The 26,132-nt window shown below is 57.3% G+C and carries 23 protein-coding genes and 2 pseudogenes; 12 read left to right on the forward strand and 13 right to left on the reverse strand.

Features of this window, described 5'->3' with window-relative positions; all coding sequences use genetic code 11:
* Positions 1-71 precede the first annotated feature (71 nt).
* A complete protein-coding gene (locus LIS66_RS15245) occupies positions 72-1,046 on the forward strand; it encodes a TerC family protein (protein ID WP_042606750.1) in 975 nt (324 codons plus the stop codon).
* A gap of 115 nt (positions 1,047-1,161) precedes the next feature.
* Here LIS66_RS15245 and LIS66_RS15250 read toward each other — a convergent pair whose 3' ends face one another.
* Both LIS66_RS15250 and LIS66_RS15255 read right to left on the reverse strand, forming a co-directional pair.
* A complete protein-coding gene (locus LIS66_RS15250) occupies positions 1,162-2,262 on the reverse strand; it encodes a polyamine ABC transporter substrate-binding protein (RefSeq protein ID WP_042606749.1) in 1,101 nt (366 codons plus the stop codon).
* A 255-nt stretch (positions 2,263-2,517) separates the two neighbouring features.
* A complete protein-coding gene (locus LIS66_RS15255) occupies positions 2,518-3,924 on the reverse strand; it encodes a purine-cytosine permease family protein (protein ID WP_227972498.1) in 1,407 nt (468 codons plus the stop codon).
* Positions 3,925-4,246: 322 nt separating this feature from the next.
* On the opposite strand from LIS66_RS15255, the gene LIS66_RS15260 reads away from it, so the two are divergent.
* The gene (locus LIS66_RS15260) at positions 4,247-4,732 is read left to right on the forward strand and encodes a flavin reductase family protein (protein WP_042606747.1); all 486 of its coding nucleotides are present in this window, start codon (positions 4,247-4,249) and stop codon (positions 4,730-4,732) included.
* A 136-nt stretch (positions 4,733-4,868) separates the two neighbouring features.
* On the opposite strand, the gene LIS66_RS27975 is transcribed toward LIS66_RS15260, so the two are convergent.
* Both LIS66_RS27975 and LIS66_RS27980 read right to left on the reverse strand, forming a co-directional pair.
* The gene (locus tag LIS66_RS27975) at positions 4,869-5,636 is read right to left on the reverse strand and encodes a methyl-accepting chemotaxis protein (RefSeq protein ID WP_408980801.1); all 768 of its coding nucleotides are present in this window, start codon (positions 5,634-5,636) and stop codon (positions 4,869-4,871) included.
* Positions 5,637-5,774: 138 nt separating this feature from the next.
* Positions 5,775-6,815 (reverse strand): annotated as a pseudogene (locus tag LIS66_RS27980) (cache domain-containing protein); the annotation flags it as partial.
* 203 nt (positions 6,816-7,018) lie between these two features.
* On the opposite strand from LIS66_RS27980, the gene LIS66_RS15270 reads away from it, so the two are divergent.
* The gene (locus tag LIS66_RS15270) at positions 7,019-8,062 is read left to right on the forward strand and encodes an LLM class flavin-dependent oxidoreductase (protein ID WP_083352566.1); all 1,044 of its coding nucleotides are present in this window, start codon (positions 7,019-7,021) and stop codon (positions 8,060-8,062) included.
* Positions 8,063-8,163: 101 nt separating this feature from the next.
* On the opposite strand, the gene LIS66_RS15275 is transcribed toward LIS66_RS15270, so the two are convergent.
* The 5 genes from LIS66_RS15275 to LIS66_RS15295 all read right to left on the reverse strand — a co-directional run bounded on the left by LIS66_RS15275 (position 8,164) and on the right by LIS66_RS15295 (position 14,681).
* The gene (locus tag LIS66_RS15275; protein ID WP_227972499.1) at positions 8,164-8,856 is read right to left on the reverse strand and encodes a transposase; all 693 of its coding nucleotides are present in this window, start codon (positions 8,854-8,856) and stop codon (positions 8,164-8,166) included.
* Between the two features lie 68 nt (positions 8,857-8,924).
* Positions 8,925-9,560 (reverse strand): hypothetical protein, encoded by a 636-nt coding sequence (locus tag LIS66_RS15280; RefSeq protein WP_042606744.1) that lies wholly within the window; start codon positions 9,558-9,560, stop codon positions 8,925-8,927.
* 105 nt (positions 9,561-9,665) lie between these two features.
* Positions 9,666-10,211 carry a hypothetical protein gene (locus LIS66_RS15285; protein ID WP_042606743.1) on the reverse strand — a complete coding sequence of 182 codons (546 nt, stop codon included), beginning with the start codon at positions 10,209-10,211 and terminating at the stop codon, positions 9,666-9,668.
* On the reverse strand, positions 10,208-14,185 hold the full coding sequence (locus tag LIS66_RS15290) for a DUF637 domain-containing protein (RefSeq protein ID WP_416220734.1): 3,978 nt from the start codon (positions 14,183-14,185) through the stop codon (positions 10,208-10,210). Before LIS66_RS15290 ends, LIS66_RS15285 begins: the two co-directional genes overlap by 4 nt.
* Positions 14,136-14,681 carry a hypothetical protein gene (locus tag LIS66_RS15295; protein ID WP_227972500.1) on the reverse strand — a complete coding sequence of 182 codons (546 nt, stop codon included), beginning with the start codon at positions 14,679-14,681 and terminating at the stop codon, positions 14,136-14,138. Before LIS66_RS15295 ends, LIS66_RS15290 begins: the two co-directional genes overlap by 50 nt.
* Before the next feature lie 83 nt (positions 14,682-14,764).
* Between LIS66_RS15295 and LIS66_RS27760 the strand changes: the two genes are divergently transcribed.
* A complete protein-coding gene (locus LIS66_RS27760; RefSeq protein WP_252874698.1) occupies positions 14,765-15,067 on the forward strand; it encodes a DUF4291 family protein in 303 nt (100 codons plus the stop codon).
* Complete coding sequence (locus LIS66_RS27765) at positions 15,064-15,255, forward strand: DUF4291 family protein (protein WP_252874699.1); 192 nt, start codon at positions 15,064-15,066, stop codon at positions 15,253-15,255. The genes LIS66_RS27760 and LIS66_RS27765 overlap by 4 nt, the downstream gene beginning before the upstream one ends.
* A 102-nt stretch (positions 15,256-15,357) precedes the next feature.
* Here the strand turns inward: LIS66_RS27765 and LIS66_RS15305 are convergent, their stop codons facing one another.
* Together LIS66_RS15305 and LIS66_RS15310 are read right to left on the reverse strand one after the other, a co-directional pair.
* Positions 15,358-15,852 (reverse strand): hypothetical protein, encoded by a 495-nt coding sequence (locus tag LIS66_RS15305; protein ID WP_227972501.1) that lies wholly within the window; start codon positions 15,850-15,852, stop codon positions 15,358-15,360.
* Between the two features lie 607 nt (positions 15,853-16,459).
* A pseudogene (locus tag LIS66_RS15310) lies at positions 16,460-16,810 on the reverse strand (POTRA domain-containing protein); the annotation flags it as partial.
* A 223-nt stretch (positions 16,811-17,033) separates the two neighbouring features.
* Between LIS66_RS15310 and LIS66_RS15315 the strand changes: the two are divergent.
* From LIS66_RS15315 to argE, 5 genes are all read left to right on the forward strand, one after another.
* Positions 17,034-17,852 carry an alpha/beta fold hydrolase gene (locus tag LIS66_RS15315; protein WP_123419367.1) on the forward strand — a complete coding sequence of 273 codons (819 nt, stop codon included), beginning with the start codon at positions 17,034-17,036 and terminating at the stop codon, positions 17,850-17,852.
* A 327-nt stretch (positions 17,853-18,179) separates the two neighbouring features.
* Positions 18,180-19,490, forward strand: coding sequence for a flavin-containing monooxygenase (locus LIS66_RS15320; RefSeq protein ID WP_227972502.1), 1,311 nt, complete (start codon positions 18,180-18,182; stop codon positions 19,488-19,490).
* Between the two features lie 59 nt (positions 19,491-19,549).
* Positions 19,550-19,966, forward strand: coding sequence for a RidA family protein (locus LIS66_RS15325; protein ID WP_116658946.1), 417 nt, complete (start codon positions 19,550-19,552; stop codon positions 19,964-19,966).
* A 119-nt stretch (positions 19,967-20,085) separates the two neighbouring features.
* The gene (locus tag LIS66_RS15330) at positions 20,086-20,763 is read left to right on the forward strand and encodes a DUF1028 domain-containing protein (protein WP_116658945.1); all 678 of its coding nucleotides are present in this window, start codon (positions 20,086-20,088) and stop codon (positions 20,761-20,763) included.
* On the forward strand, positions 20,760-21,908 hold the full coding sequence (gene argE / locus LIS66_RS15335; protein ID WP_227972503.1) for an acetylornithine deacetylase: 1,149 nt from the start codon (positions 20,760-20,762) through the stop codon (positions 21,906-21,908). The genes LIS66_RS15330 and argE overlap by 4 nt, the downstream gene beginning before the upstream one ends.
* Positions 21,909-21,928: 20 nt before the next feature.
* Here argE and LIS66_RS15340 read toward each other — a convergent pair whose 3' ends face one another.
* Complete coding sequence (locus LIS66_RS15340; RefSeq protein ID WP_227972504.1) at positions 21,929-22,840, reverse strand: LysR family transcriptional regulator; 912 nt, start codon at positions 22,838-22,840, stop codon at positions 21,929-21,931.
* Between the two features lie 235 nt (positions 22,841-23,075).
* Between LIS66_RS15340 and LIS66_RS15345 the strand changes: the two genes are divergently transcribed.
* Entirely contained in the window at positions 23,076-24,491 is a 1,416-nt protein-coding gene (locus LIS66_RS15345) for a purine-cytosine permease family protein (RefSeq protein WP_116658942.1), read from the forward strand.
* 97 nt (positions 24,492-24,588) lie between these two features.
* Positions 24,589-25,212, forward strand: coding sequence for a glutathione S-transferase family protein (locus LIS66_RS15350; protein ID WP_064363469.1), 624 nt, complete (start codon positions 24,589-24,591; stop codon positions 25,210-25,212).
* Positions 25,213-25,224: 12 nt separating this feature from the next.
* On the opposite strand, the gene ptrR is transcribed toward LIS66_RS15350, so the two are convergent.
* Complete coding sequence (gene ptrR / locus LIS66_RS15355; RefSeq protein ID WP_064363692.1) at positions 25,225-26,103, reverse strand: putrescine utilization regulator PtrR; 879 nt, start codon at positions 26,101-26,103, stop codon at positions 25,225-25,227.
* Between the last annotated feature and the right edge of the window lie 29 nt (positions 26,104-26,132).

The raw sequence follows: 26,132 nt of genomic DNA on the forward strand, positions 1-26,132 counted from the left end.
ATCGCATTCGCGAGCAAACGCGCTCCCACAGGAGAGGTGTTTGCAGCAAGTAAAAAGACAGGGAGCGTGCCATGCCTGCCACGAACATCAATATCGGCGAACCCTGGATGTGGGGCGCCTTCATCGTCTTCGTTCTGGCCATGCTGGCCCTGGACTTGTTTGTCTTTGGCGGGCGCAAGGCGCACCGGGTCTCGGTACGTGAAGCGTCGGCCTGGGTGGTTGCCTGGTGCCTGCTGGCGCTGAGCTTCGCCGGTTTGCTCTGGTGGTACCTGCACGGCGAATTTGGCGGTGAAATCGCCCGGCAGAAAACCCTGGAGTTCCTCACCGGTTATTTGATCGAGCAGTCGCTGTCGATCGACAACATGTTCGTCTTCGTGATGATCTTCAGCTACTTCGCCGTGCCGCCGGAATTGCAGCGGCGCGTGCTGCTATATGGCGTGCTCGGCGCGATTGTCATGCGCGCGATAATGATCTTTGCCGGCGTATGGCTGGTGTCGCAGTTCGAATGGCTGTTGTATGCGTTCGGTGTGTTCCTGATCATCACCGGGATCAAGATGCTGGTGTTCGCCGACCAGCAACCGGATCTCGACAACAACCCGCTGTTGCGCTGGGTGCGCGGGCATATGCGTATCACCAGCGGTTTCCGCGGCGAGCGGTTTTTCATCCTGCAAAACGGCGTGCGCTGGGCTACACCGATGTTCCTTGTGCTGGTGCTGATCGAGGCCAGCGACCTGATGTTCGCGGTCGACAGCATCCCGGCGATCTTCGCCGTCACCACCGACCCGTTCATCGTCTTCACCTCGAACATCTTCGCGATCATGGGCCTGCGCGCGCTGTACTTCCTGCTGGCGGACATGGCTGACCGTTTTCACCTGCTCAAATACGGGCTGGCGATCGTGCTGGTGTTCATCGGCGGCAAGATGGTGCTGATGCCGTGGTTTCACATGCCGGTGGAGTGGTCGCTGGCGGTAGTGGGCTCGGTGATTCTGGGCTCGGTGCTGTTGAGTCTGGTGACCACCCGCGAGGGCGAAAGCAGCACCGAATGACCCACACAAAACCCTTGTAGGAGTGAGCCTGCTCGCGATCGCGGTGTATCAGCCAACATCTACGTCAACTGACACACCGCGATCGCGAGCAGGCTCACTCCTACAGGGAATGGTCTTATTTATCGGACTTGATACTGGTCCACACCCGCGTGCGCACCCGCTCCATTTTCTGCGGCAACGGCTGGACCACATACAGGGTTTTCAGCGCTTCGCGGGTCGGGGTCAGGTTGGGGTTGTCGGTGATGTCCTTGTTGACCAGCGGCATCGAGTCCTTGTTGGCATTCGGGTAGCCGAGGAAATCGCTGATCGGTGCGATCACTTTCGGATCGAGCAAGTGGTTGAGGAATTCGTGAGCCTCGGCGACGTTCTTCGCGCTCTTCGGAATGGCGAACGTGTCGAACCAGATCGGCGCGCCCTCCTTCGGCAAGCGCCAGTCGACCACCACGCCGTTGCCCGCCTCTTTGGCGCGATTGCCGAACTGGTAGAAGCTGCCGGAATAACCGATCGCCACGCAGATGTCGCCGTTGGCGATGTCGGTCATGTACTTGGCCGAGTTGAAGTAGGTCACGTAGGGGCGAATCTTCATCATCAAGGCCTTGGCCTTTTCATAGTCCGCCGGGTTCTGGCTGTTCGGATCGAGGCCGAGGTAATGCAGGGCCAGCGGCAGGATTTCCGACGGCGAATCGAGCATCGCCACGCCGCAGGCCTTGAGCTTTTCCATGTTCTCGGGCTTGAACACCAGATCCCAACTGTCCACCGGCGCATTCTCGCCAAGGGCAGCCTTGACCTTGGCCGGGTTGAAGCCGATCAGCACGGTGCCGTACATGTAGGGCACCCCGTACTGGTTGCCGGGGTCGTTGGCCTCGAGCAACTTGAGCAGGGCCGGATCCTGATGCTGCCAGTTCGGCAGTTTCGACTTGTCGAGTTTCTGGAACACGCCGGCCTTGATCTGGGTTTCGATGAACTGATTGGACGGCACTACCAGGTCGTAGCCGGAGTTGCCGGTGAGGAGTTTGGCTTCCAGTGATTCGTTGGTGTCGAAGGTGTCCCAGGTCACTTTGATCTTGCTTTGCTCGGCGAAGTCCTTGGGCACTGACGGCAGGATGTAATCCGCCCAGTTGTACACCCGCAGTTCGCGCTGCTCGGCCTGGACGGCGCTGGCCAGCAGCGTCAGGCCACACACGGTGGCGCCCAGAATGCGTTTGATCGTGACCATGGTTGTTTCCCCGAATGCGGCGTGAGATCGATGGTTTTTATGTTCTGTACACGGCAGAGGCTGTAACGAAAGCCAAGGGCAAAAAAGGTCGAGCCTGTTGTTATGGTTTCGATTCTTGCTGACAGCGTAGCGCGATGACAGTAGGCGGCAGGCCAAAAGGGGATCGATATGGCCAATTTGCGTGACCGCTGAAATACTCGGGACGGCCGAAAACCAGTTGTGGCGAGGGAGCTTGCTCCCTCGCCACAGAATTGCTTACGAGCGATAGCTCAGTTTTGCCGCCCTGCTCTGCTGCGCCTGACCACGGGTCGCGAGGCAGTAATACAGCGGCACGGTCACCACCAGGCCAACCAGCCACGACAGATCCGCACCTTCGACCAGATTGGCGTACGGCCCGACGTACAGCGAGGTGTTGGCGAACGGCAGCTGCACGATGATGCCGATGAAGTAGGCAATGATCGCGTGCAGGTTGAAACGCCCGTAGATCCCGCCGTCGGCGCGGAAGATCGAGGGGATGTCGTAGTTGCCGCGCTTGATCAGGTAGAAATCGATCAGGTTGATCGACGCCCACGGCACCAGCACCAGCAACAGCGCCAGAATCAGCCCGATGAACTGGGAAATGAAATCCGCCGAAGCGCCGAGGGCGACCACGCAGCATCCGCCGAGGATCACGCTCGACAGCACCACGCGCACCTTGATGCTCGGCGTCCACTGGCTGGCGAAGGTCTGGATCGAGGTGATGATCGACAGCACCGCGCCATACAAGTTGAGCGCGTTGTGGCTGATGATATTGAGCAGAAACAGCACCATCAGAATCGGCCCCAGCCAGCCGGTGGACTGCTTGACCGCCGCCATCGCCTCAGTGCCTTCCGGCGTCGCCAGCACCGCAACCGCGCCAAAACTGAACGAAAGAATCGTGCCCAGCGTCGCGCCCAGATACGTCGCCCAAAATGGCTTGGCAATGCCGATGTCCGCCGGCAGATAACGCGAGTAGTCGGAGACGTACGGCGAGAAACTGATCTGCCAGATGATCCCCAGCGACACCGTCGCCAGCCAGCCCGAGAGGTTGAAACTGCCGCGCGTCAGGAAGTCCGCCGGCAAGTCATGGGCGAAGATGTAGATAAACCCGGCGAGCAACGCGCCGCCCATCACCCAAGTGCCAATGCGATTGAGCGTGTGGATGAAGTTGTAGCCGATCACACCGATCGCAGTAGCGGCCAGCGCGCCGATCAGAATGCTCAGCGGTGCCGGCACCGACGGCGCAATGCCGACGATGGATTTGCCGGCCAGCACGATGTTGGAAATGAAGAAACCGATATAGATGAGAGCCGCAAAGAACACGATCAGCAGTGCGCCATATCGGCCGAACTGGCCGCGACTCTGGACCATTTGCGGAATGCCCATGCGAGGGCCCTGGGCCGACGCCAGCGCAATCACCACGCCGCCGATCATGTGCCCCAGCGCAATCGCCAGCAGCCCCCACCACAGATTGAGATGGAACACCTGAACCACCATGGCGCCGGTGACGATGGGCAGTGGCGCGATGTTGGTGCTGAACCACAGAGTGAACAGGTCGCGGGCCTTCCCGTGGCGTTCCGCGAGTGGGACGTAATCGACCGTATGATTCTCGATCAACGGATCTTGCCGGGACATCTGGGACATATGCATGAACTCGAGTTTGTCTGTTTTTATCTTTGTATGAAGCCAAACCGGGAGGACTCTTGGGTCGCCCCTCAGATGCAGACCATATTATGGTATTCCAATCTTTGCACAAGCCTGATCCGCTGATTCTGTCGTTCTCTGATCCGTTATCCTCGCTGATCCTGCCCCTCATCGGCTAGCTGAAAGCCCCGTAAACATGGACTTTCCGACGAAATCCGCACGTTTATCGGTTCACCAGAAAAGCCCTTGCAAGATATGTATTACGGTATACCATCAGACCTACAAATCATAAAAACCGTGTCACATACCCGAGGACCACCCAATGATCGATGCTGCCATTTACAAACAAGTCATGGGCTCGTTCCCGTCCGGCGTCACCGTCATCACTACCCTGGACGACGACGGCCAGATCGTCGGCCTGACCGCCAGCGCCTTCAGCTCGCTGTCGATGGACCCGGCGCTGGTGCTGTTCTGCCCCAACTACAGTTCCGACTCCTATCCCGTGCTGATCAAGAACAAACGCTTTGCGATTCACCTGTTGTCCAGCGTGCAGCAAAGCGAGGCCTATGCCTTCGCCCGCAAAGGCAAGGACAAGGCGCAGGGCATCGAGTGGACATTGAGCGCACTGGGCAACCCGATCCTCGCCAATGCGACGGCGGTGATCGAGTGCGAGTTATGGCGTGAGTACGAAGGTGGCGACCACGCGATCATGGTCGGCGCGGTGAAGAACCTGATCGTCCCTGAGCAAGTCGCCGGGCCGCTGGTGTACTGCCACGGCAAGATGGGTGCGTTGCCGGTTGTGGCGTGATCCCGAACTGCAGAACGCACCAATCCCTTGTAGGAGTGAGCTGCTCGCGATCGCAGTGTGTCAGTCGATGCAGATGTTGGCTGATATTCCGCTATCGCGAGCAGGCTCACTCCTACAGGGGTTTCGGTGTAGCTGATTACGTCCGGAACCGGCTCACCAACTGATTCAACGTCTGCGACAACGCCGTCAGGTTCTGCGCATCCTGGCGAGTCGAGTCCGCCAGGCTTGCCACTAACTGCGCATCGCCATGAATCTGGCTGATGTGGCGATTGATGTCTTCGGCCACTTGATGCTGTTCCTCCGCCGCCGTGGCGATCTGCGTGTTCATGTCGCGAATCACATCCACCGACTCGCGAATCAATTCAAAACTCGCCCGCGCCTCGTTGATCGACACCACGGTTTCCTGTGACACCTCCAGGCTGGCGTGCATCTGCTTGCCCATCTGATGAGTGCGCCGCGCCAGATTGCCGAGCAGTGCGTCAATCTCACCGGTGGAATCCGAGGTGCGTTTGGCCAGCGCGCGAACTTCATCGGCGACCACGGCGAAGCCCCTGCCCTGCTCTCCGGCGCGCGCGGCTTCGATAGCGGCGTTGAGCGCGAGCAGATTGGTCTGCTCGGCAATCGAGCGGATGGTGCCGAGGATCGACTGGATATCGTTGCTGTCCTGCTCCAGTTGCTGCATCGCCTCGGCACTGTGACCGATCTCCTGACTCAAACGGCCGACGTTGCTCACCGCCGCGTCGATCTGCTGCTGCCCGGTATGTGCCTGACGCTGACCGTTGTCTGCCGAGTCGGCGGCCTGACTGCACGAGCGCGCGACCTCGTTGGACGTAGCGACCATTTCGTGAAACGCGGTCGACACCATATCCACCGCCTCGCGCTGACGTGCAGCCACGTCGGCCATTTCCGCCGAGACTTCGGTGGCGCTGCCGGAGCTGCTGTGAATCTGGCCCGCTGCCTGGCCGATGCGCTGGATCAGCGTGCGGATCGCTTCGAGAAACTGGTTGAACCATCCAGCCAATTGCGCGGTTTCGTCCTGCCCGCGCACTTCCAGTCGCGCCGTCAGATCGCCCTCGCCTTGAGCAATGCCTTCGAGACCGCTGGCGACACCACGAATCGGCTTGACCATCAGCCCGGCGAACCACGCGCCGACCATCGCAAACAGCAACGCGCAGATCACTGCGATAGCGCCGATCAGCCAGGTCAAACGAGTCGCCCCTGCCATCACTTCGCTCGCCTTGACCAAGCCGACAAACCGCCAGCCCAACGCCTGCGAGGGCCAGACCAGCGCCATGTAATCCTCGCCGGCCAATTGCACCTCGACCAGGCCTTTGCCCGCCTCGGCCAGTTGCTGATAACCGTCGCCGAGATCGCTGAGTTTCTTGAAGTTGTGCGTCGGATCGCTCGGGTCGACCAGCACGGTGTTGTTGGCTTCCATCAACATCAGATAACCGCTTTCACCGAGGCGGATCTGCTTGACCAGATCGGTCAATTGCTTGAGCGACACGTCGATGTTGACTACGCCGGCATTGCTGCCCAACTGGTTGTTGAAACTGCGCACGGTGCTCACCAGCACCACATCATCCGCCGCCCAGTAATAGGCCTCGGTGCGCAGCGTTTTGCCGGGATTTGCCATCGCCGTTTTGTACCAGGGACGGGTGCGCGGATCGTAGTTCGCCAGTTGCGCATCGCCCGGCCAGAACAGATAACCGCCCTGCTCGGTGCCGAGTGACAGGTAGGTGTAAGCCGGATGCGCCTTGGCCAGACCATCAAACAGCTTGAACAGCTGTTGATCCTGCGGCCCCATTGGCACTTGCGCGGCGTCACTGCTCAGGTAGCGTTTGAGGCTGGCGTCGATGCTCTGCAGTTGCGGATGCTCGGCCAGGTAGGCAACGTTCTGGCTGATGCCCTCGAAAAACAGCTGCATGGCGTTTTCCACCTGACGCACTTCGCGCCCGGTGCTGTCGGTAAAGGTGTCGCGCGCGCCCTCGCGGACATTGAGGATGATCAGCGCTGCCACCAGTAACACCGGCAGGCTGGCGATTACCGCAAACGCCAAAGTCAGTTTTTGTTTTATGTTCATTGCTTGCGCCTTCCTTGTTCGAAGTGTCGGTCAGAAATATTTTGCGGATATTCCGTATTATGGTATACCAATATTCAATCAACCGAACAGCCGTCCTTGCAGGCGTGCTTGAATGGTGAGAAGACTAGCGAGCGCACAGCGTTCACGTCAGTTCGACAGGCCCGCACACGACCGGCCAATTACAAAAGACTCGAGGTAGCGTCATGAAATTTTCCCTGTTCGTACACATGGAACGCTGGGACGAAAGCGTCAGCCACCGCCAACTGTTCGAAGACCTGACCGAACTGACCCTGATGGCCGAGGCCGGCGGTTTCAGCACCGTGTGGATCGGCGAACACCACGCCATGGAATACACCATCTCCCCAAGCCCGATGCCGCTGCTGGCCTACCTCGCAGCGAAAACCACGACCATCCACCTCGGCGCCGGCACCATCATCGCGCCGTTCTGGCACCCACTGCGCGTCGCCGGTGAATGCGCCCTGCTCGACGTGATCAGCAACGGCCGCATGGAAGTCGGCCTCGCACGCGGCGCCTATCAAGTCGAATTCGACCGCATGGTCGGCGGCATGCCCGCCTCCAGCGGTGGCCAGGCCCTGCGCGAAATGGTCCCGGTGGTCCGCGCCCTGTGGCAAGGCGACTACGCCCACGACGGCGACATCTGGAAATTCCCCACCTCCACCAGCGTGCCGAAGCCGATCCAGAAACCAAATCCGCCAATGTGGATCGCCGCCCGCGACCCCGACTCGCACAACTTCGCCGTGGCCAACGGCTGCAACGTCATGGTCACGCCTTTGATGAAAGGCGACGAAGAAGTCCTCGACCTGAAGAACAAATTCCAGACCGCGCTGGACAACAACCCTGACGTGCCGCGCCCACAACTGATGGTGCTGCGCCATACCCACGTGCACACCGCCGACGAACCGGACGGCTGGAAAGTCGGCGCAAAAGCCATCTCACGTTTCTACCGCACCTTCGACGCGTGGTTCGGCAACAAGCAAACCCCGGTCAACGGCTTCCTCGCCCCGAGCCCCGAGGAGAAATTTGCCGGGCGTCCGGAGTTTGAACTGGAAAGCCTGCACAAGACCGCGATGATCGGCACCCCGGAAGAGATCATTCCGCGGATCAAGTACTACCAGGAACTGGGCGTGGATGAGTTCAGTTTCTGGTGTGACAACAGCTTGCCGCATGCGGAGAAGAAGAAGTCGCTGGAGCTGTTCATCAAGCATGTGGTGCCGGCGTTTCGCTGACAGCACGGTAGGCTGACACTCAATAAAAAAGGGGCGAATTCATCGACATGAATTCGCCCCTTTTTTTGCTTGGAGAAAACGGGGACAGACCACGTTTTCCACTAAATCGTCGGCTTTTTGGGCCGTCCCGGGCTCCCTCGCTGCACACGACGACCGATCATTGCCTCGACATCAACAGCAAACTTTGAACCGCCAAAAACATTATTTCCATTGGTCGCGTCACGAATCTGGTCAACCAATTCCGACTCTAAGTCATTTTTGAACAGTTCGCGGTAAGCTTCTGCCGGTTGCCCGCCCAGCCCTCCAAGCGCCAAATACTGAGCATGAGGGGTAACAATGTGTGATCGCTCTGATTGTGCGTTAACACGGTAACTTGACCAGCGATATTCTGCCGGATGATTTACTATTTTAGCTCTGACGGGATTCAATTCGATGTATCGATAACAACACAACAAATATCGTTCATTCTCAACAAGGCATGAACGATACCGGCCTTCCCACAAACACCCGCTGCGACTATACGTACGATTTATATATTGAGCGTATCTCTGACCGACACCTTTCATCAGCAGGCTTGCGCTGTTGGCATTATGAGGACTGACTAACAAATGAATGTGATTGGTCATTAAGCACCACGCATGAATATCACAGTCATTTTTAGAAGCCTGCTCGACCAAAAGCTCCAAATAAAAAAGGTAATCTTCCTCGGTAAAAAAACAGACAGATCTATTGTTTCCTCGCTGAATCAAGTGGAGTGGCACGCCTGGTATCAAAACTCGGGTTCTACGCGGCATCAATGAATCCTTTCAATTGGTCGAACTGAAAGCTTAGCGGGCCGAAAGGTAAACATGATGGCAAATTTTTACGTATTGTTGCAGTCAATTACATTAAACGTGGTCTGTCCCCATTTATCCAATAAAGCTCTGACAAAATCAGCATCAAACTCCATTATCAAACCAATGGCATCCTTGACTTTCCATCGGTGCAGTTCGGGATGTTCAACCATTGCGATCAAATGCTGCTTCAGCAGCGGGAGGTACTCTGAATACTTTTCACGATGCACGAAAGAATATATTTCCGATATTTCAAAAGGCCTCTCGTTGGCCAGAGCGATTATTTTTGAAAGCACATCATATACCTGACGCCTCGCTAATTCCTTTCCACTGACCTCAGCGGCATTCGCGAAATACATCGTCACTGCCATCAATATATGCCGATATGTATCATCGTACCCATGGAGTCTATGGGTATAAATACCCTCAATAATCTCTGGGCGCCGCATATATTCTTCCAGCACTATCAAGCCGTCATGGACGCCCCAACTGGTGAGAAGTTTAGAAGCCTGAAAACGCTCCATTTCATTCTCACAGTTGAGCAGCTGTCTCACTGCCGCCATTCTTTCTTGTGAAATGTCTTCTCGGTCAAGGTCACCCGCCTCCACAGCGTAATCGGCGTGTTCCGGAATACCATTGAGCAGTTCGTATGTTTTGGGATCCATCGCCTTCACCTACTTTCTAAACGTGGTCTGTCCCCATTTATCCATTTATCAACTTGCATTATCGAGTCATGAAGAAGCATCCGGATCGGCTTCCGTGCAAGCGCATCAAATTACACAAATGGCAGTAATCAGCTGCTGAGGTTCTTCTTCCAGCGGTACTCCCCAGCCTGAAACCTCAATCAAACCAAACTTTTCATCTGTTATAAACCAGCCTTCGCCCTTATCAAAGTCCAATGACGTGATTTTTTTCAACTCAGCAACATTGCTCCCCAATCTTATATTCGAAGTTAGCGATCCCTGGTAGACAAAAGCACTAGCCGCCTCACCGGGAAAACTAAAATCATAAACTTTAAGCGCGAAAACTTTGTTGCACTTCAGCATTATACTTAAAGCAGGAATACCAAACTTATTGGAATTGATAACACTATTATCATATAAATAAAATACATAACCACCTTCGCCCTTTCGATTATCGCACTTTGTCAACCTTAGGATTGGACCTTCTTCAAATTTATATAAGGTTTTTGCTTCGTCGATAGCATACATTGCCAGCCATGTTTCGAGATCAGGCGCCGCTAGCCCTAGCGGCACTCCAGCAAGTGATCTTCCAGGCAATATGGTTGCGACCCAAGATATAGAAACATTACTCATTTTGGTACCCACTTGTTGGTAGCCGGGTTAAATAGCACTTCTTGCCCCTGAGGGTTCATGAAAAGCGTATCTTTGTCATAAATCGGCTCGTTCGGCCCTTTAAACTGAGGTCGATACGTATCAGGATCAACCACTTTATCTGAAGTATTATCACTATACGTGATTCTATAGTACTCACCTATGTGCGTTGATTTATTGACGCTATCAACGGTAGACGGACTATATTGGATTTCCTTAATACCTGTTGCACTCCCACTGATCTCGTAAACTTGAGCATTACCTGACGTTTTGCTCTTAGTCGACAAAGTAGCGGTTGCTCCGTCCATTGTAAGTGACTGTTTAATATCGTCAATCGATCGTCCCCAAACGCTGGATGGATTACCAATCATATCCCGCGGAATGCCCGCCTGTCCTGCGAGATCCTCTTTCAAACCTACGCGGGAAATGGCAGACGTGGCAGGAGGTATATCTTCACTCGGCCCTTTCGTGGACGGTGAATTTGGGAGGGAAGACTCGGTGTTATCAGCAATGCCAGTCTTAGTCGTTCCTTTGCTACCGCCCGGTTTACCACCGCCCGCGACATCTGCGGCTACGCCTGCAGCATCTGCCCAAAACGCGGCGCTTTCACCATCACGCTGAACCACAATCTCTCTGATGATCGTGTTTTGCGCAGTTTGGTTATTCTCCGTAATGATCCAGCCTACGTTTGCAGCTGCACCTATATCCCCACTGAGCCTGAGCTGCTCTGCCAGTTCGCGAATTTTTGGCTGATCGGCTAGGAGCTGATCCGAAAGCTGCTTGCAGGCACTTAAGTTTTTCTGACAGAGGCTACCCAACTCCGCATTTCGCTGCTCATCCAGATTGGCATAACGCTCTCGCACTTCTGCTTTGCACGTCTCGGATGCGCATTTTGCCTGCTCATCCAACATTTCCACGATTTCGTGGTGCATAAGGTAGTTGTAATTAGTAGCGTCCTTCGCAATAGTCGCGCCCTCTTGAAGGTTACCGTCGCTTACGGCTGCCGCAGCGATACCCACCAGTTGGGAGGACATCGACAACAGGTTGCTGTCGTTCTTGACCAGCGTGGCCAACTGGGTAACCAGAGCCTCATTTGCACCCGCCGCCAATGCACCCGTTTTGAAATCGCCACCCGCAGCTTCAGTCAGCAACCCTCCAACAACCGCGTGCAATGCGATTTTTTCGAGACTGCCGTCTTTCCAGCCCTGTTTAGCAGCAAAATCGCCTACAGCATTGAATGCCGCCGCGTTCAGAGTACTCAACAGAGCGCCCGTCAACGCATTACCGAAATTCGCGTGCTGACCGAAAGTCGCGCCCAAAACAGTGGAAGTCGTGTTCTGCAGCAGCTGGTTACCGGCGAAACGGCCGATGCCTTCCAGACTGCTCAAGTCAGTCATGACTTGGCCGGTTATCGGATTTGTTGTGGTCTTGAGAATGCTGTCGAAGTAGCCCGCCGTCAGGCCAGCAGTTACTCCTGAAATAACATAGCCAGCCAGCGCATCAGAAGACGTTACATCTTTGAATACAGCGCCAAGGTTGCCACCGTTATTGATAAAACTGGTGGCGGCATTTGTCGCTGCTCCGGTGGCTACAGCAGCATAAGATGCCGCCCAGAACGTGCCCATCCCACTCATCGCCGTCAAAGCTGCCGGTCCAACAACCGCAGCCATAACGATCGCAATAATCATCTGCGAAGCCGGACCAAGCCCCGAGTTGTTGTACTTGAACGACTCGTGAATCTCTTTAACCAGACGCCAGTCGACGTCCCCACGGGCCTCGGCCTCTTTCAACCACGCCAACTGCGGGTCAGCCTTGACCATGCTGTCGATGGTCTGACTGACGGACTGCTGGTTCACATCCTTGATATCGATCTTCAAGCCATCGACGGCTTTGATGACGATGTTGCCCTTGGCAATCATTTGGGTCTGACGCAGGGTTTCGTCGGTGTTGCCCTTGCCCTTGGAGGACACCCACGCGGCGTTGTTGTCAGTCTTGGTATGGCTTTCGTTATGAAGGTCTTTTACCGCTTCAAACGTGATCGCCCCACCGCTATCGAGTGTGATGTTGTTGCCACTTTCGAGCTGGGCGACCTGATAAAGCTGATCGCCTCCGCTCTTGAGCGTCAGATCGCCGCCAGCCTTGATTTCCGAGCCGACATACTTGTTGTCGGTGACCTCGTCATGCTGCATTTTCAGCTTGCCGAAGCCGCCCTTCTTCTTCATGTCGTAAAGCGAGTAATCGGTGTCTTGCAGCGCCAGGATCTGCAGGTTGTCACCAGCCACCAAATACGCCTCATCCCCCGCCGTCACCCGACTGGAAATCACACTCAGGTCTTTGCCCGCATCCAGCCTGACATCGCCGCCTGCGGTGATGCCTGACATGACCTGAGTGACATGGTCCTCCTGGCGTTTCTCGTTCTTGTTTTTCGAGTTCGAATGTTCCTCGTCCGCCGCCGAGGTAATCACCAGATTCTCGGTCGCCTTCATCGATACATCGCGCTTGGCATCGATTTCGCTGGCGATGATGTTGATATCGCGTTTGGCGTCTGCCTTGAAATCACGCCCGGCATCGATATCAGCACCCAGTTGGGTAACATCGCTGGCACTTGCCCTCGACCCGAGTGACACGCTGTCGTTGACCTGTACTGAGGCGACATTGACGTCGCGCCCGGCATTCAACGTCATGTCCTGGCCGCTTTTCAGAACACCGCCAATAACGTTGATGTCCTTCGCCGCTTTGACGGTCAGGTCGTTGACGGCTTCGATGCGTGCGGCGTTATCGGCGTAATCCTTACGCTGGGTGACTGACCCGTACTGGTCGTCCCTTGAGGTGATGGTCCGTTCGTTGATCACATCGCCGGTGCGAGTGGTCAGGCTGACGTCCTTGCCGGTAATGATGCCGCCCGCCTTGTTGACGATGTTGTTGGTCGCCAGCAAATCCAGACGATTACCCGCCTCGATTGAGCCGCTGTTGACCAAGCCCTTGCCTGCTGTGGCCGACAGGTTGTTGGTCGCTTTCAGCGTGCCGACGTTGTCAAGGTTTTCGCCGGCAATCAGCGTCACGTCGTTACCGGCAATCAGCGCCCCGGTCGGGCCGAGGCGGCCTTGGGCCTGAGCCAGATACACCACCGGCACCAGCACTTTTTCGCCATTCACTTCATGCTCTTCGAGCCAGACGATGTCATGGGTCAGCGCCGCGACTTGCTGCGATGTAAGGCCGACGCCGACCGACAGGTTGAGTGCGTCCTTGCTGGCGATGGCGTTGTTCATCAGGTACTTGAACATGCCCTCGTTGGAGGTCTGGCCATCGAGGAAAGCCTGGCCGGTGCGAGCGGTGACGGCTTGCTGGATCAGGCGTTGTTCGTAGAGGCCGTCGCCCAGACGCTTGGCGCTCTGGTCGGGGTCGAAGCCAAGTTTGTCGAGCAGGTAATCGGAGCTCATGAACGACTTGATGTCGGTGAGTGCCGGGTTGGTTTCGATCAGGTATTTGTGCGGATTGGACGGTGCTTTGGTGTCAGGTAGTCCAGTAACACGGGTAACCGGACGGGTGTCGATCGACTCTTTCATGTCGTTGCCGCGACTTGCCATGCCCGAGCCGGTGGCGCCCTCTGGTACCTTGACATCGACCGTACTGGCAACCGCCTGAACCATGCTTGGGGTGCGGTGGAAAGTGTCAACGGCGCGCGTGCTGTCAGACACCGCTGCCGGGGCATCGATGAACAGATTGCGCGGCCCGCCACTGGTCGCTGCGACCAGATGGTCCTGGGCATTTACCGCAACATTACCGACTGTCCAGGTCAGAGCCGGTGCGGTGTTGCTGGCTGCAAAGGAAACGGGGACAGAGCACGTTTTGGAGTGCCTTCTAAACGTGGTTTGTCCCCATTTACCCGATTTAATTTCAAATGCCTCAGCCTCCGATAAGGCGACGTTGACCCGGCTGGGTGACATCGTAAACATGCTGCTCGCAACCCTGCCCGGCAAACTGAAACTCCACCAGGTAGACCGTGCTTCGCTCCGGCGTAAAAGTGCTGTTCAGCGGCCCGCAGCTATAAGTATTGCCGGTGCCCATGCTGTTGGAACGCCCCGACACCTCGAAGGGTTCGTCGGCATTGGCTTGCGTTTCCAACTGAGGGAAGTGCTTGAACGTGGCGCTATTGGCCGCTTCGCTGAGTTTGGCGATCCAGCCGAATACCTTGCCCCGCCCGGAATCCACCACGGTACCCAGCACTTCCATTCGTTGATCGGGATCTGAAGCCCGGCGAACCGAGAACTCGACAGGGTATGTGTAACCTGTGGCTTTCATGATTACTTTGGCGTGTTGCGTATCTGGCGTGACAGTTCTTTGTTGTAGTTGCAAGCCGTTTTTCAGGAGGCTGGGGGAAGAATCTCTGACGTTGGAATGGCAGCCGGTTAACGTGAGAATAAAAGACAGCAGCAGTCGAGACAGTTTCATGTATGAAGGCCCTCCGAGGGATGTCTAGTAACAAAAGCCAAACGCCAGGACGCCGACCATTTACGCGTCATTAAGCTTAGGGTATGAAAATGGTGAATCAGCTAGCGAGTTCAAATGCCACACCAATCCGCCAGATTCGCGGCTTATACGATGCGAACACCATCCGTGTTTACCAAGCTTATTCTGATGTCATTGCCGATGCCGCGCTAAGTCACGGCACCTTTGTTTCCCCGCCTTTCAAAATGGAACGGATGACATGGATAAAGCCATCCTTCCTGTGGATGATGCATCGGTCGGGATGGGGCTTGAAGGACACAAGACAGTCTCGAATTCTGGCCATCGATATTTCACGAGATGGGTTTGAATGGGCACGGAAGATTCCATGAGTGAGGAAGAATGGCTAAAACTGAAAAAGCAGACACCTGTCCGAATTCAGTGGGACCCAGATCGAGACGAACATCTCAAAGCTCAGATAAGCCGTGCCATTCAGATAGGCCTGAGCGCAAAAGCCGTCGAGCTCTATGTCAACGACATGGATCCAGAACATAAGCGATGTCACTCCACTTGCTCATGACATTCACGAGTTGCTGCTAAAGGGCGAGATTGAAAAAGCCAAAGAGCTCATCCCAATCGAATAATCCTATAATGCAGCAACTAGTGACTTCTAACCTACACCTTACTTTCTCATGGAATTTAGCAATCGCACTGCAAGTTCTGACATTTCAGGAACGTCAACCTCCATCAACAACTGCAGTTTTTCCCGTGCATCGTCCGCCCCTATTTCATATAGCGCGTAAATGCACTTAACTCCAAGCGCGTAATCGGAAGCGATGTACTGATGGTGAATTAGTGCTGCTTTAAATAAATAATCAACCGCGCCAGGGTATTTAAACACCTTCAATTCCCTGGCGATATTTTCATGACTGGTGTGCCAATCCTGAATTAACAGACGGCACAAAATATCGGCACAATCCTGTGCAATTCCAAAAACAGAACCGAATATCAGCAGGCATTCAACATTATCAGAATCTTTAATTTCGAGCGCAACTTCCAACTCACGACGGAGATATCCATCAGGAATTTCGCCCCCAAAAAATATCTCAACCAATCTTTCCTTGGAAGTTTTTTTTGACACCAAATCGATAATCAGATCCTGCTGCTCATGATTCATCGTTTAGCCTCCAATCGGAAAAGTCTGGCGAAAGCTCTGCGTGATGAGATACATCATCAAGCGCAGAGCCTGGAGTGGATTTGTGAGCATCCCTCAGGGTCTGTCCACATTTATCCCATCCCCTATCTATCCCCTCTCAAGAAGCCCACTGGGTTTTCTCGGGAAACTCGCCTTTTACAAAGAGCCGAGCGAGCTTCATACCGGCTCTCTCCGACCATTTTCCGCTTACATCCAACGGGCACTCCTTTATGACGCTTATAGTTTCCTTTATTTTATCTAGCCGTATCAGACCTACATCGCCGCCCCGACCAAACGTATATTCAACATAATCTTCAGTCTCTATAACCTTGCCCATCTCTATATAAATAGCCACGTACACCTCTCAATCTAGCGGGCTTGGATAACGTATCTGTGTTTTATCATGAGAAACGCCATAATCCTGTCTAAATATACCCTCGAATCTGGACTCGAAATACTCATGCTTGAACAGCTGGATATCTTCCTGCTTAAAAGTACCACTTTGAAATCTCGACTAGGTTTCTGCGATGCCAGCATCAGGATCAAAACGACCTACACTTCCATCACGCATAGTATGTTCGTTGAAGAAAAGGACTTTAAGCAGCTCGTTGAGCTGCGGCACGCCGAGGCATTCGCCGATATAGGGTTCGAGCAGACGCGCCTTTTCGCGCTCCGACAGGCTGTCGGCGCCTTTGAGCTCAATGTCCTTGATGGTGAAACAGCGACTACCGGCGGGGGTCGTCGGTTGCGCTGGTCTGGCGTCTTTGCCGGGCAGGTCCTTGAGTTCTTCGAGACGCCGTTGCTGCTCTTCGAGCAAACGGTTCTGACGTTCGCGGATCAGGTCGGTTTCGCCGGGGGTGGGCGCAGCCCAAGCGGATTCAAGCGGAGAAAGGCAGAGCAAAGCCAAGCACAACCGCGCCGTGAAGGCGGGTGAAAACATCTTCGATCCCTCGACACAAAAAGTGACATCAAAATAGTGGCGCGATATTAGATGGCCATCATTTTGACGTCAAACTTATGTTTGCACCGTTCATCGGGGTTCGTCGCGTTTTCATACGTGTGAAACCAGCACCTGCGTACAAGTGACTTTCGCATTTTGCGCGGATAGTGGCCGTTGCCCATTCGGCATCTATTCTTGCCACACACGATCACAAGGAGTTTGCATGAGCACCTTCAAGACCCAAGACGGCACCGAGATCTATTACAAGGACTGGGGCAGCGGCAAGCCCGTGCTGTTCAGCCACGGCTGGCCGCTGGATGCCGACATGTGGGAATACCAGATGGAATACCTGAGCAGTCGCGGCTACCGCACTATCGCGTTCGACCGCCGTGGTTTCGGTCGCTCGGATCAGCCTTGGACCGGCTACGACTACGACACCTTCGCTGATGACATCGCCGGCCTGATCAACCATCTGGATCTGCGCGACGTGACCCTGGTCGGCTTTTCCATGGGTGGCGGCGACGTCAGCCGTTACATCGCCCGGCATGGCAGCGAGCGCGTTGCCGGTCTGGTATTGCTGGGTGCGGTCACGCCGCTGTTCGGCAAGAAAGCCGACTTCGCCGATGGCGTCGACAAATCGGTATTCGACGGCATCAAGGCCGGCCTGCTGAAGGATCGCGCGCAGTTCATCGCTGACTTCAACACGCCGTTCTACGGCATCAATCAGGGCCAGAAAGTCTCTGACGGCGTGCTCACGCAAACCCTGAACATCGCGCTGCTGGCTTCGCTCAAGGGCACCGTCGACTGCGTAACCGCGTTCTCCGAAACCGACTTCCGCCCGGACATGGCCAAGATCGACGTGCCGACTCTGGTAATCCATGGCGATGGCGACCAGATCGTGCCGTTCGAAACCACTGGCAAGCAGGCCGCCGCGCAAATCAAGGGCGCTGAGTTGAAGGTCTACGCAGGTGCGCCGCACGGGTTTGCCGTGACCCATGCGCAGGCGTTGAATGAGGATCTGCTGGCGTTCCTGAACCGCTAACCCGGAAAAGTCCAGCCCGCGTGTGGCGAGGGAGCTTGCTCCCGCTGGACTGCGCAGCAGGCCCGTCTTTTCAAATCAAAAGAGGGCCGCTGCGTGACCCAGCGGGAGCAAGCTCTCTCGCCACAAAAACTCTTCAACCACTGACCTTGTGCGTCCTGGAAAGCCCTGCATTCAAAGGCTTCGGCCTGCCTGCATCAGTTTTTTATCTTCACATCCCAGCTTAATAATATTTTACCGATACCCCCCCTCTCCCTAGTCTGACCTCAAGCCAAACGGACAAGCCAACAGCGGCCCGAATCCAACTGCCTTGTTAGGAAGGATGTAGAGATGACCCCAGAAATAATAACAACAGACACGCTGATCGTCGGTGCCGGCCAAGCGGGTGTGGCGATGAGCGAGCACCTGAGCAAACTCGGTGTCCCGCATCTGGTGCTGGAGCGCAACCGCATCGCCGAACGCTGGCGCACCGGACGCTGGGATTCGCTGGTGGCGAACGGCCCGGCGTGGCATGACCGCTTTCCCGGCCTGGAATTCGATGACGTCGATCCCGACGGTTTCGCCGCGAAAGAACGCGTGGCCGATTACTTCGAAGCCTATGCGAAAAAATTCAATGCGCCGATCCGCACCGGAGTGGAGGTCCAAAGCGTGGTGCGCAATGTCGGTCGTCCGGGTTTCACCGTCGAGACTTCCGATGGCGTGATCGAAGCCAGCCGAGTCGTAGCGGCAACCGGGCCGTTTCAGAAACCGGTGATCCCGGCGATTGCCCCGCAAGACGAACGCCTGCTGCAGATCCACTCCGCTGACTATCGCAATCCGCAGCAACTGCCGGCAGGCGCGGTGCTGGTGGTCGGTGCCGGTTCTTCCGGCGTGCAAATCGCCGATGAACTGCAACGTTCCGGCAAGCAGGTTTACCTGTCGGTCGGCGCCCATGACCGCCCGCCTCGCGCTTATCGCAACCGCGATTTCTGCTGGTGGCTGGGGGTACTCGGCGAGTGGGATCAGGCGGCAATGAAACCCGGCCGCGAACATGTGACCATCGCCGTCAGCGGTGCTCATGGCGGGCGCACCATCGACTTTCGGGGTCTGGCCCATCGCGGCATGACCCTGGTCGGAGTTACCGAGTCGTTCGCCAACGGCGTGGTGACCTTCAAGCAGGACCTGGTCGCCAACCTCAAGCGCGGCGACGAGAACTATCTGGCGCTGCTCGATGCCGCCGACGCCTACATCGAACGCAACGGCCTCGACCTGCCGCAAGAGCCTGAGGCGCGGGAAATGTTTGCCGACCCCGAGTGCGTGAAAAACCCGCTGCGCGACCTGGATCTGCGCAAGGCTGGCGTGACCTCGATCATCTGGGCGACCGGGTTCGCCGTGGATTATTCCTGGCTGAAAGTCGCGGCGCTGGATGCGCAAGGCAAGCCTGTGCATCAGCGCGGCGTGTCGAGCGAGCCGGGGATTTATTTCCTCGGTCTGCCGTGGCAATCGCGGCGAGGTTCGTCGTTTATCTGGGGCGTGTGGCACGACGCCAAACATGTCGCTGATCACATCGCCACCCAACGCAAATACCTCGAATACCGCGATGCCGAGCAGCGTGAAGCGCAGCCGCATCCTTCCACGCCGAGACACTTCGTCGACGCTTGATTCCCTCTTGCGCCCGGTGCCGCTAGCACCGGGCCAAACCCTCTCTACAGGAGCCGCCCATGAGCCAGCCAACCCATACACGCATCCGCATGTTCAACACCAAAGACACCTACCCCAACCAGACCCTCGACAACGACTTGTGCCAGGCTGTGCGCGCCGGCAACACGGTGTATGTGCGTGGTCAGGTCGGCACCGATTTCGACGGCAATCTGGTCGGTCTCGGTGACCCGCGCGCCCAGGCCGAGCAAGCCATGCGCAACGTCAAGCAGTTGCTCGAAGAAGCTGGCAGCGACATGAGCCACATTGTCAAGACCACCACCTACCTGATCGACCCGCGTTATCGCGAGGCGGTGTATCAGGAGGTCGGCAAATGGCTCAAGGGGGTGTTCCCGATTTCCACCGGGCTGGTGGTCGCGGCGCTGGGCCAGCCGCAGTGGCTGATGGAGATCGATGTGATTGCGGTGATTCCCGAGTAAGTCAGGAAAACCGAGTCGCGACCTTCGCGAGCAGGCTCACTCCCACAGGGGCATGTATTTCAAAGTGGGAGCGAGCCTGCTCACGAAGGCGTCAGCCCAGACAATCAAGGAGTCTGCCCATGACCTTTTCCATCACCGCCCGCTGCGCCGACACCGGTCAGTTCGGCGTCGCCATCAGTTCTTCCAGCATCGCCGTCGGTGCCCGCTGCCCGTGGCTGTTGCCCGGCGTCGGCGCGGTGTCGAGCCAGAACATCACTTTGCCGTCGCTCGGCCCGGAAGTCCTCGCCCTGCTGGAACAGGGCGTGGCCCCTGAAGCCGCGCTGGACCAGGTGCTCACGCGCAACGGCTACAGCCAGTACCGCCAGATCACCGCGATCAACCACCTCGGCCAGACTGCGCATTTCAGCGGCGCGCAAACTCTCGGCGTACACAACGCCGCCACGGGTGAGCAATGCGTAGCCGCCGGCAACATGCTCGCCGGGCGCGAAGTCATCGAGGCGATGGTCAGCGCTTTCGAGCACGGCGAAGGGCAACTTGCCGAGCGCCTGCTCAAGGCCCTGCACGCCGCACAAGCGCACGGTGGCGAAGCCGGGCCGGTGCATTCGGCAGCGCTGCTGGTGGTCGGCGAACAGACCTGGCCCATCGTCAATTTGCGTGTGGATTGGGCCGATGAAAACCCGATCGGCCAGTTGCAGGCACTTTGGGATGCCTATCTGCCGCAGTTGCAGGCCTACATCGATCGCGCCCTCGATCCGGCCAAGGCACCGGGTTATGGGGTTGCCGGAGACGATCGATGAACAGCGTCGCGCTGCTCAAGACGCTGGTGGGCTTCGACACCACCAGCCGCGAATCGAATCTGCAGTTGATCGAATTCGTCCGCGATTACCTCGCCAGTCACGACGTGCCGTGCGCGCTGATTTACAACGACGAACGCAGCAAAGCCAATCTGTTCGCTACCATCGGCCCGGTCGATCAACCGGGCATCGTGCTGTCCGGGCACACCGATGTGGTGCCGGTCGATGGTCAGCCGTGGACGTTGCCACCGTTCGAACTCAGCGAGCGCGACGGCAAGCTGTTCGGCCGTGGCACGGCTGACATGAAAGGCTATATCGCCTGCGTGCTGGCGCTGGTGCCGAGGCTGGTTGCGACGCCTCTGCGCCAGCCGGTACATATCGCTCTGTCTTATGACGAGGAAGTCGGCTGCCTCGGCGTGCGCTCGTTACTTGAGGTGTTGCAGCAGCGGCCGGTGAAACCGTTGCTGTGCATCATCGGTGAACCGACCGAACTGAAACCGGTGCTTGGTCACAAAGGCAAACTGGCGATGCGCTGCGATGTGCATGGCCACCCGTGCCATTCGGCCTATGCGCCGCTCGGGGTCAACGCTATCGAATACGCCGCCGAACTGATCGCCGAACTGGGACGGCTTGGCCAGCAGCTCAAGGCGCCCGAACACCACGATGCGCGTTTCGATCCGCCCTACAGCACCGTGCAAACCGGGTTGATCAGTGGCGGCAAGGCGCTGAATATCGTGCCCGCCGACTGCCGCTTCGATTTCGAGATCCGCGCCCTGCCATCGCAGGATCCGGCTCTGGTTGCTGAGGCGCTCAAGGTTTACGCCGAACGCGAAGTGCTGCCACGCATGCGCGCTGTCAGTGCACACAGCGATATTCGTTTCAGCGCGCTGTCGGCGTATCCGGGCCTGGTCACCGAGGCCCACAGCCAGGCCGCCGAGCTGATCGCGGCGTTCTGCGGTTCGAGGGATTTCGGCACCGTAGCGTTCGGTACTGAAGGCGGTCTGTTCGACGCGGTGGGCATTCCCACCGTGGTGTGCGGCCCCGGCAGCATGGATCAGGGCCACAAACCCGATGAGTTCATCAGCCTTGAGCAATTGCACGCCTGCGATGAAATGCTGCAACGCCTGCTCGATTTCATCCGCCTGTAAGCGTCGGCCCGGCCCGGTGTTCAGGCGTACAGCCGGGCCAGTTCCTCGCGACAATGATCGACGAACAACTGCACCGGTTTGGTCAGTTGTACCCGTCGCAGCCACGCTGCCGACAAGCCCGAGCCGGTGACGGTTTCGGCCAGCGGCACGCAGACGACTTTCTGCCCATCGTAGGTGTAGTCGCTGAACGGCTTGGTTATCAGAATCGAAAAGCCGAAGCCATTGGCGACCATGCCGCGCACCATCTCGATCGAGGGTGAGCTGAAGACGATATTCGGCGTCAGACCGCGCTCCTCAAAAATGCTAACGAAGTACGTCCGGCTCGGCACCACGTCGAGCAGGATCATCGGTTCCAGCACCAGATCATGCAGCGAGACCTTTGCCTGTTGCGCGAAGCGATGATCAGCCGGCAGCAAGGCGTACGGCTGCTGCGGCGGCATCAGCGATGAGGTTTCGATGGTGCTGTCGAGGTCGTGTTCGAACAGCATCGCCACATCGATGCTGCCCGCCGTCAGCGCTTGCACCAGTTCCTGCTGCTCGCCGTCGCGGATGCGGATTTCCACGCCCGGCCAGCGCTGTTTGAAGCCGGCGATCAGGCGCGGCAGGTACAGCGGCGCCACGGTTTCGAAACAGCCGATATCGATCTGCCCGGCGACCACATCGTTGTCCGCCAGAGCGTTCTGCTCGAACTCATGGGCCACCCGCAACAGCTCCAGCGCCTTGCGATAGAAGCGCGAACCGCTGGGTGTCAGGGACACGCCTTGGGCGTGATGGCGGATGAACAACTGCACACCGAAGTTTTCTTCCAGATGCTTGATCGCCGTGGACACCGAAGGCTGGGCGATGTAGAGCTTGCGCGACGCTTCGGCGACGCTGCCGCAGTCGGCGGTGGTGACGAAATATTTGAGCTGGCGCAGGTTGTAGGCAGCCATGAAACCTCCGGCGAAATCAACAGTGCTTCTGTGGCGAGGAGTGCAGACAGCTGAGTGTGAACATACCGGAGGCCCGCCGCAGCCGGAGCATATTTTTTTTAAGGTCTGAAGCAACAAACTTACTAATTTATCTATCCCGGGGCTTTGCACATGATCACTTCAACAAGAAATGCGCCACCCGTGCCGGCGCTTACCGAAGTACGTCCACGTACTCATCCTTGCCTTGGAGTTCGACATGGCTACCCCCGCACCCACTTCCGCTCCGCTGATTGAAAAACACACGATAGGCTACGTGCCGCCCGAAGATCGCCACGGAAAGGTTCGCGATCTGTTCACCCTCTGGTTCGGCGGCAACATCGCGCCGCTGCCCATCGTCACCGGGGCGCTGGGTGTGCAGTTGTTTCATCTGAACCTGGTCTGGGGCATCGTCGCGATTCTGGTCGGCCATCTGGTCGGCGGCGTGTTGATGGCGCTGCACTCGGCGCAAGGCCCGCAGATGGGCATCCCGCAAATGATCCAGAGCCGCGCGCAATTCGGTTCGCTCGGTGCGTTGCTGGTGGTGCTGATTGCCGGGGTGATGTACATCGGCTTCTTCGCCTCCAACATCGTCCTCGCCGGCAAATCGCTGCACGGCGTGGTCGACAGCGTTCCGGTGCCGGTGGGTATCGTCATCGGCGCGCTCGGGTCCGGGATCATCGGCATCATCGGCTACCGCTTCATTCATGTGCTCAATCGCATCGGCACCTGGGTGCTGGGTATCGGCATCGTCGTCGGTTTCGGCTACATCCTCACCCATATCCAGACCGATGATTTCCTTACCCGGGGCAGCTTCAATCTGTCCGGCTGGTTGGCCACGGTGTCGCTGGCGGCGTTGTGGCAGATCGCATTCGCGCCGTACGTTTCCGACTACTCACGCTATTTGCCGGCGGATGTGAAAGTGTCGTCGACGTTCTGGACGACTTACCTCGGTTCGGCGCTGGGTTCGAGTCTGTCGTTCGTTTTCGGCGCGGTGGCAGTGCTGGCCACGCCCGTCGGCATGGACACCATGGACGCGGTCAAACTGGCCACCGGCGCCATCGGCCCGCTGATGCTGGTGCTGTTTCTGCTCAGTGTGATCAGCCACAACGCCCTTAACCTCTACGGTGCAGTACTGTCGCTGATCACTCTGGTGCAGACCTTCGCCTATCGCTGGATCCCGACGGCGAAAAGCCGCGCAGTGATTTCCATCATCGTCTTGCTGGCCTGCTGCTTCGCTGCGGTCGGTGCCTCGGCTGACTTCATCGGCCACTTCGTCGACATGGTGCTGGTGCTGCTGGTGGTGTTGGTGCCGTGGACCGCGATCAACCTGATCGACTTCTATGCGATCCACAAGGGCAAGTACGACATTCAGTCGATCTTCCAGGTCGACGGCGGCATCTACGGCCGTTACAACCCACAGGCATTGCTGGCTTATGCGATCGGCATCGCCGTGCAGATTCCGTTCATGAACACGCCGCTGTACGTCGGCCCTGTCTCGGCGCACATCAACGGCGCGGATCTGTCCTGGCTGGTCGGTTTGCTGGTGACCTCGCCGCTGTATTTCTGGCTCGCCAACCGCGACACGTCTTACCGTCGGCGGATGATGGCCGGCAAACTGGCGGGCAGCATCTGATCACTGAAACATGATTGAAGCAAGGCCCGCGCAATGCGGGCCCTGTGTTTTGCGCTATGGTATTTTTCTGCGTCCGACACCAGGAGAAGGAAATCCCATGCTGCGAATTCTCGGCAAAGCCTCATCGATCAATGTGCGCAAAGTCCTGTGGACCTGCGCCGAACTGGACATCCCGTTCGAGCGTGAAGACTGGGGGTCGGGTTTCAAGTCGCCGAACACTCCGGAGTTTCTCGCGCTCAACCCCTGCGCCATGGTGCCGGTGATTCAGGACGGCGATTTCACCCTGTGGGAATCCAACACGATCATTCGGTATCTGGCGACGCGCTATGGCGGCGCGAATTTGTATCCCGCCGAGCCGATCGCCCGGGCGCGGGTCGATCAGTGGATCGACTGGCAGGCCTCGGAGCTGAATCGCTCATGGTCGTACCCGCTGATGGCGCTGGTGCGCAAGTCGACGGATTATCAGGACCGCGACGCCCTGGCCGCTGGCTGCCGGGACTGGACGCGGAACATGCAAATCCTCGATCGCCAACTGCACAAGACCGGTGCTTACGTCAGTGGCGAGCAGTTTTCCCTGGCGGATATCCCGATCGGGCTGTCGGTCAATCGCTGGTTCGAAACGCCGCTCGATCACGGGGACCTGGCTGCGGTGCGCGCCTACTACGATCGCTTGAATCAGCACGACGGTTATCGTTTGTACGGGCGCAACGGCACGCCGTAACCACGCCTGCGCTCAGCCCTGTTCACTCACCACGCCACGCTCCTCAAGCAACCGCACGAACATGCTCAGACTGCGCGACACCGTGCCCCGACGCCACACCAGCCAGGTAGTCAGATAGCGAAAATCCGCCGTCAGCGGCCAGACGCTGACCGTCGCGCTGCCGGGCATGCTCTGCAGCATTTTACGTGGCATCAACGCCAGGCCAGCACCGGCACTGACGCAGGCGAGCATGCCGTGGTAGGACTCCATTTCGAAAATCTTGCCGGGCACGGCGGCGTCAGTGCTGAACCATTTTTCGAAATGGTGACGGTAGGAACAGTTGGAACGAAAAGCGTAGATATTTTCGCCATTCACGTCCGCCGCACGCTCGACCGGTGAATGATTGAGCGGCGCGATGATGACCATTTCCTCCTCGAACGCCGGCACGCCTTCCAGGGCCGGATGCAGTACCGGGCCGTCGACAAATGCAGCGGCAAGACGCCCGGACAGCACGCCGTCGATCATCGTCCCCGATGGCCCGGTCGAGAGGTCGAGGTCGACCTTCGGATGCTGCTGGTTGTACGCCGCCAGCAGTTCAGGAATGCGCACTGCAGCAGTACTTTCCAGCGAGCCCAAAGGAAATGCGCCTTGGGGCTCCTCCCCCGCCACCGTGGCCCGGGCTTCCTGCACCAGATCGAGAATGCGCCGCGTGTATTCGAGAAAACTCCACCCGGCCGGCGACAAACGCAGACGGCTTTTCTCGCGGATGAACAGATCGACACCGAGATCCTGCTCCAGCTGTTTGATCCGCGTGGTCAGGTTCGACGGCACGCGGTGAATCTGCGTGGCGGCGGCGCTGATGCTGCCGTGCTCGGCCACGGCCTTGAAGATTTCCAGTTGCACCAGATCCACGGTCATTCTCCAAACGTGAAGGAAACGAT

Origin of the sequence: Pseudomonas sp. HN2 (assembly GCF_020736465.1) — a bacterium.
Taxonomy (GTDB): Bacteria; Pseudomonadota; Gammaproteobacteria; order Pseudomonadales; family Pseudomonadaceae; genus Aquipseudomonas; species Aquipseudomonas moraviensis_A.

What these genes read in the sequence shown, in the direction of transcription:
- LIS66_RS15245 (WP_042606750.1), top strand. Translation starts at nt 72, where the DNA reads ATGCCTGCCACGAACATCAATATCGGCGAACCCTGGATGTGGGGCGCC.
- LIS66_RS15250 (WP_042606749.1), bottom strand. Translation starts at nt 2,262, where the DNA reads ATGGTCACGATCAAACGCATTCTGGGCGCCACCGTGTGTGGCCTGACG.
- LIS66_RS15255 (WP_227972498.1), bottom strand. Translation starts at nt 3,924, where the DNA reads ATGTCCCAGATGTCCCGGCAAGATCCGTTGATCGAGAATCATACGGTC.
- LIS66_RS15260 (WP_042606747.1), top strand. Translation starts at nt 4,247, where the DNA reads ATGATCGATGCTGCCATTTACAAACAAGTCATGGGCTCGTTCCCGTCC.
- LIS66_RS27975 (WP_408980801.1), bottom strand. Translation starts at nt 5,636, where the DNA reads ATGGCCGACGTGGCTGCACGTCAGCGCGAGGCGGTGGATATGGTGTCG.
- LIS66_RS15270 (WP_083352566.1), top strand. Translation starts at nt 7,019, where the DNA reads ATGAAATTTTCCCTGTTCGTACACATGGAACGCTGGGACGAAAGCGTC.
- LIS66_RS15275 (WP_227972499.1), bottom strand. Translation starts at nt 8,856, where the DNA reads ATGCCGCGTAGAACCCGAGTTTTGATACCAGGCGTGCCACTCCACTTG.
- LIS66_RS15280 (WP_042606744.1), bottom strand. Translation starts at nt 9,560, where the DNA reads ATGGATCCCAAAACATACGAACTGCTCAATGGTATTCCGGAACACGCC.
- LIS66_RS15285 (WP_042606743.1), bottom strand. Translation starts at nt 10,211, where the DNA reads ATGAGTAATGTTTCTATATCTTGGGTCGCAACCATATTGCCTGGAAGA.
- LIS66_RS15290 (WP_416220734.1), bottom strand. Translation starts at nt 14,185, where the DNA reads ATGTTTACGATGTCACCCAGCCGGGTCAACGTCGCCTTATCGGAGGCT.
- LIS66_RS15295 (WP_227972500.1), bottom strand. Translation starts at nt 14,681, where the DNA reads ATGAAACTGTCTCGACTGCTGCTGTCTTTTATTCTCACGTTAACCGGC.
- LIS66_RS27760 (WP_252874698.1), top strand. Translation starts at nt 14,765, where the DNA reads ATGAAAATGGTGAATCAGCTAGCGAGTTCAAATGCCACACCAATCCGC.
- LIS66_RS27765 (WP_252874699.1), top strand. Translation starts at nt 15,064, where the DNA reads ATGAGTGAGGAAGAATGGCTAAAACTGAAAAAGCAGACACCTGTCCGA.
- LIS66_RS15305 (WP_227972501.1), bottom strand. Translation starts at nt 15,852, where the DNA reads ATGAATCATGAGCAGCAGGATCTGATTATCGATTTGGTGTCAAAAAAA.
- LIS66_RS15315 (WP_123419367.1), top strand. Translation starts at nt 17,034, where the DNA reads ATGAGCACCTTCAAGACCCAAGACGGCACCGAGATCTATTACAAGGAC.
- LIS66_RS15320 (WP_227972502.1), top strand. Translation starts at nt 18,180, where the DNA reads ATGACCCCAGAAATAATAACAACAGACACGCTGATCGTCGGTGCCGGC.
- LIS66_RS15325 (WP_116658946.1), top strand. Translation starts at nt 19,550, where the DNA reads ATGAGCCAGCCAACCCATACACGCATCCGCATGTTCAACACCAAAGAC.
- LIS66_RS15330 (WP_116658945.1), top strand. Translation starts at nt 20,086, where the DNA reads ATGACCTTTTCCATCACCGCCCGCTGCGCCGACACCGGTCAGTTCGGC.
- argE (WP_227972503.1), top strand. Translation starts at nt 20,760, where the DNA reads ATGAACAGCGTCGCGCTGCTCAAGACGCTGGTGGGCTTCGACACCACC.
- LIS66_RS15340 (WP_227972504.1), bottom strand. Translation starts at nt 22,840, where the DNA reads ATGGCTGCCTACAACCTGCGCCAGCTCAAATATTTCGTCACCACCGCC.
- LIS66_RS15345 (WP_116658942.1), top strand. Translation starts at nt 23,076, where the DNA reads ATGGCTACCCCCGCACCCACTTCCGCTCCGCTGATTGAAAAACACACG.
- LIS66_RS15350 (WP_064363469.1), top strand. Translation starts at nt 24,589, where the DNA reads ATGCTGCGAATTCTCGGCAAAGCCTCATCGATCAATGTGCGCAAAGTC.